The following is a 3,437-nucleotide window of genomic DNA, read 5'->3' as shown; positions in this document are numbered from 1 at the left end:
TGCTCCATGATTGAAAATAATCCCCCAAAAGGAGTGAGTCTCTCAGATTTAATTTATATCTTTGCCATGTCTATCGTCGGATTCTCTTGTTTTTTTTTGCAACACTAAGATAAGTGAAAATTCTGACATTACAAAATCTTGAGCAACTTTTTGTTGCTCAGATACTTATATAGTAATATGGATTTGAAATTCGAAATACTTAAATATTCACATAAGCAAACTTGCAACAATGCACAAGAAGGAAAAGGATTCTTTATGTTTCCTTACTACAACTATATCTATGATGCAATAATCAAAATCATAGATAATTATCCGTTTTTGCAGACAGATGACATTGTAGAGCAGCTTTCATACCAAGTCGTTTCTTATGCTTACAATACTTATTTGAAGTTTGTTTATCCATTTGAATTTAATTTGGCGAAAGAAAATAACTTTTTGAAAGGTAGCACAGAAGAAGAACAAAGTCTATTCTTTCGTGATACATTATCATCTAATGATGAATGGATAACATATTTCTTTGAAAAATACCCGAAGTTGCTTTCTATACTTGAGAGTTATTCTGTCAATATTATGCATCATATTGATAGGCTTCTTTCTGCTTTAAAAGTAGATATAGAAAGTTCTGCCATAAAAGATTTAAAGATTACAGAGATTAAACTTTTTGAAGGGGATTTGCATGAGGGCAATTGTGTCTCATCAGTTTTGTTTTTCAATGGTACGAAATTGTATTACAAGCCAAGAGGAGCTGCTAATGAAAAGTTCATTGCGGATACAATATCTGTACTTGATAAGATGGGATTATCTATACATTTGGGGATTCCTGCCTTCATAGATAGAAATAGCTATTCTTGGCACTTGCAAGTAAAGCCTTGTGATATGGAGAATTGTGATTCTATTAATGAGTACTATTATAATTTGGGAAAAATACAGGCTTTCTTATATCTGTTTGGTGCACAAGATATAATTCCTGATAATCTAATGGTTTTTGGTAATTGCCCATATATAATTGATTGTGAATCTGTTGTATCAAAGAAATTTAAACATTTAGATAGCACTAAAATCAGTGCGTATTTACAATCTTCTGTCCTTGAAACTGGTATCTTACCAGATTGGATGTTTAATGATGCAAATGAAAGGGCGCAAATCTCATCTGTTTTATTTGAATTTGATGCTTTTAATTATCATTTGCCGAAGAAAGAAGGAAAATGTTATACTATAACGACAGAAACTCTTCAAGATTTTGAAAAAGGTTTTGCAGACGCATGTGACTTTATGAGAGCACATAGACTTGAATTATCAAGATATTTCAACTCCTATGATTTCAATTCTATATGTTCAAGAGTCTTATTGCATCCAACAGTTATATATTCTTATCTTTTAACAGAGATGGTAACTCCCCCATATCTGCATGGAGACAAGGATATAAAGGAACTTATAGAACCTATTGTCAGGAAAGAATCTTATGGTGTGTTAAGCGTTCCTCTTATACATTCTATTGCAAATCAGATAGAAAAAGGGAATATACCCTACTATTTCATGTATTTAAACAAGAATTCTCTATATACTTTGCCAAATAGCATCGTTGTAGATGAATGGATTTCTGTTGCCCCAAAAGAAAACTCTGTTATAGTAGAAAAATTATCTACACTCTCCACAAAAGTGCAGGAAGAGCAATTGTGCATGATAGATGAGTCTGTAAATTTCTTTATAGATGTTGTAGGAACTACTAATATAAATAAAGTGCGCATTTTACCTGTTGGAAAAGATTCCTTAGATAGAAATGTTCTATGGCAAGCAATCGAGCGAATTGAGAAAGAAATTCGTAAACGAATGATACAAATTGATAATGAAATAGGATTTGTATGTAGAACAAGGAATGTCTATGATGGAAAATTCCAAGTCTGTTTGATGAACGACTCTTTATATGATGGACTTTTGGGAGTATGCTTGTTTTACCTTACCTTGTTCACATACAGTCATAACATACAACACAAAGAAATTGCGCATGGAATTTTTCAGCAACTGTGCGAACATAGGGATATTGTCCATATTGGCGTTGACAAAAGTGAGATTGCTATATCGCCTTTATCTGGTATTATGGGATTGTTGTACATTATGGAAGTATTTCCAGATTTATACAATGTTTCGGTGTATCAGTCTATAATCAAAGAAGTAAAAGAACTGATACCTATTACCACTCTATTTGATTATATGTCAGGATTAGCAGGTGTAATACTTTTTACAACACAATGCAAATTAATGAAAGAAACTGATAAGTTGACTATTTTGAAAACGAGTGGTGAAAGGCTGTTGCAACTTGCCAAGAATATAAAAGGTAAAACATATTGGACATATACTGATGGCAACAAGATTATTGGTAAAAATGATTTGAATTTAGGAGGATTTGCTCATGGCAGTTCTTCTATGGCAACAGCAATATTTTTGCTGTATAAACAATTTGGTGACATTCGATATTTAGAAGCATTTAAACACTCGTTACTTCATGATCGCTCTTTTTATTCTGATAAGATTCAAGGCTGGATCGATGGAAGAAACCCTTCATATGAAGAAGATAGCGGAAGTTGGTGTCATGGTGCAACAGGAATTGCATTGTCAAGACTTATCTTGGCGTCAGAAGGATTTTCCGATAAAACAATGGTAAAAGAACTAAAAATAGCTATCAACCAGATTGAAAAAAGAATTGGCTATAATCTTTCTGTTTGTCATGGCTCTATGGGAAATTTGGAAATACTGCACTTGTTATCTATGCAAAATGATACAAAAACTTTTAGATGGGTTAATTCGATAGCAACAGAGATAAGTAAAAGCCAAGATATTATTTGTGGAGATGACAACCGAAATAGTCAAGTAGGGTTGTTTTTGGGATTTGCAGGAATAGGATATCAACTTCTAAAATTTTATGATTGGAAAAATATTCCAAGTATATTGTGTCTTGAAATCGCTCACTCCACATTTTTAAATGAAAATAAAAGCGGATGCCGAAAAGCTCATAGAGTAGGCTAACTTAAATTATTTCAATTTATGAAAAAAATTAATCAGTTGAAATCTGTTCTGACAGACGAATTCTCTGTTCTGAACAAGGAGTCATTAATGCTTGTTCTTGGAGGTCAAGCTCACACTGTAGCAGCACAAGGTTCTTGTGGTTCTTCAAGAAGTAGCCGAAGCTGTGACCATACAGCTGTGTGCAATTGCATGTGTCCTATTATTGTTAAACGACCAAAACCGGGCCTACCAAGCACCAACCTTTAATGGAATTGTAGCTTGTAAGGTTCTCTGAAGAGTTCAAATGGATGGGGCTGCCAAATACTATATTTCGGCATACCCCATCCTTGGTGTACGCTCGGCATGAGCATTTTCTAACGGGTGGAAGTCCCGAGTAAGCCCTAATAGCGGGAATTACATAGCCAAGAGCAAGG

General features: G+C 33.8%; 2 protein-coding genes. One reads left to right on the top strand and one right to left on the bottom strand.

Annotation, left to right across the window (positions count from 1 at the left end; all coding sequences use genetic code 11):
• Positions 1-177 precede the first annotated feature (177 nt).
• Entirely contained in the window at positions 178-3,024 is a 2,847-nt protein-coding gene (locus HMPREF9304_RS01395) for a DUF4135 domain-containing protein (protein ID WP_036926048.1), read from the top strand.
• Between the two features lie 205 nt (positions 3,025-3,229).
• Here the strand turns inward: HMPREF9304_RS01395 and HMPREF9304_RS14825 are convergent.
• The coding region (locus tag HMPREF9304_RS14825; RefSeq protein WP_231564433.1) for a hypothetical protein at positions 3,230-3,437 on the bottom strand (208 nt) is incomplete at its 5' end.

The organism is Hoylesella timonensis S9-PR14 (assembly GCF_000762405.1).
In the GTDB taxonomy this organism is placed as follows: Bacteria; Bacteroidota; Bacteroidia; order Bacteroidales; family Bacteroidaceae; genus Prevotella; species Prevotella timonensis_A.
The sequence above is the reverse complement of the archived record's forward strand: the minus strand, read 5'-3'. Positions and strand labels throughout refer to the sequence as shown.

Bases quoted from the DNA above. Each gene is read 5' to 3' on its own strand.
- HMPREF9304_RS01395 (WP_036926048.1), top strand. From the start codon at position 178: ATGGATTTGAAATTCGAAATACTTAAATATTCACATAAGCAAACTTGC.